Raw genomic sequence first — 1,680 nt, forward strand, 5'->3', positions numbered from 1 at the left:
GGGGGCGGGGCAGGTGCGGATGGAGACGGGGATGGGGGCGGAGGCGAGAACGGGACCGGGGAACGGGAACAGGGATGGGGATGGAGATGAGTACGGGGATGAGTACGGGGACGGAGGCGAGAACCGGGAACGGGGAACCGGCACCAGCACCAGCACCGGGACCGGGAAGAGCATCGGGTGGCATGATCATGTCTTGCCTGCCCGTGCGCCCGTAGGCGATACTCCGCTTTCCCCCACCCGCCGGTCCTGACCCCACCGCACGGCCGCGCGCCCTTGCCACCGTCCCCGTTCCCGTGGAGGAATCCCGGCCCGATGGGCTCGACCCTGCGCGCGCTGCGCGCTCTCGTACTGCTCGCCGGCTTCCATCTGCTCGGCCTGCTCCTGCTGGCGGCGCTCGCCGGCACCGACTACCTGCTCTTCGCGTACGCTCCGGCCGCCCTCGCGGCAAAGGTGACCCTCATCTCCGTACTGCTGGCGATTCCGCTGGTCCGCGGCCTGTTCATGCTGCGTACGCCGAAGGGCGAGGAGCCGTCGGGGCTGGCCGTGACCGAGGCGGACGAGCCGGAACTCTGGCGCACCGTGCGGGAGTTGGCCGACCAGGTCGGCACCCGGGCCCCGTCCCGCATCCTCCTCACCGGCGACGTCAACGCAGCCGTCAGCGAGGACGCCCGTCTGCTCGGCCTGCTCCCCGGCCCGCGCCGGCTCTACCTGGGCGTACCTCTGATGCAGGGCCTGACCGAGGCCCAACTGCGCGCGGTACTCGCCCATGAACTCGGCCACTACGCCGGCTCCGACACCCGCCTGGCCGCCACCACTCTGCGCGGACGCACCCAACTCCTGCGCACCATAAGGAGCTTCGAGGAGCGGGCCGGCGGCGCGGAGGCCCGGGTGCGGGCCCGGCAGGAGCGGCGGAACGCCAGGGCCGAGGCCAGGGGCAGGGAAGGGCGGAAGATCGACACGGCCGGCGTGGGCATCACGTACCGCACGCTGGCCCGGATCTACACCGCGTACGCCAAGATGTACCTGCGGGCCACGCTCGCCGACTCCCGCCGCCAGGAGTACGCCGCCGACGCCTCGGCCGCCCGGATCGCCGGCCGCGACGCGACCGCGTCCGCACTGCGCGAAATCCCGGTGCTGACCGGCGCGTTCGGCTTCTACGCACGCAGTTACGCCACCCTGGGCACCGAGGCCGGACTGCTGCCGCCGCGCGGTGAGGTGTTCGGCGGCTTCGGCCGGATGCTGACCGCCCGCCAGCTCGAACTGGCGGGCATGCGCAGCGAGTTGCCCACGGAGCCGACCTCGCCGTACGACTCCCACCCGCCCGTCGCCGACCGCGTCCGCCGTGTCGAGCTGCTCCCCGCCGACGGCCGCGCGGACGAGGCCCACGGCGCTGCCATCGCCGTACTCGCCGACGAGGAGCGCACGTTCGCCGCGCTGGAGGACGCGGTACTGACGGACGAGGTACGGCAGTTGCGGCGCACCGCCGACTGGCAGGAACTCCTCGACGGCGCGATGGCGGGCAACCTCGCGGCGCTCAGCACCCCACTGCACCGGGCCCTGGCCCTGTACACGAAGGCCCACCCCACCCTCCCGGCCCTTCTCGCCCTCATCGACAACGGCCAACTGTGGCAACTGGCGCGCCGGTTGCCACTGTCGGACGAGGCGGTCGCGGCGAAGGGG

Annotated in this window: 1 protein-coding gene; it reads left to right on the plus strand. The window is 72.9% G+C overall.

Annotated elements, in window-relative coordinates; genetic code table 11:
* Window positions 1-312: 312 nt before the first annotated feature.
* Window positions 313-1,680: M48 family metalloprotease (locus AOK08_RS41890; RefSeq protein WP_055535821.1), on the plus strand; the 1,368-nt coding region annotated here is incomplete at its 3' end.

The organism is Streptomyces graminilatus (assembly GCF_001418565.1).
Classification (GTDB): Bacteria; Actinomycetota; Actinomycetes; order Streptomycetales; family Streptomycetaceae; genus Streptomyces; species Streptomyces graminilatus.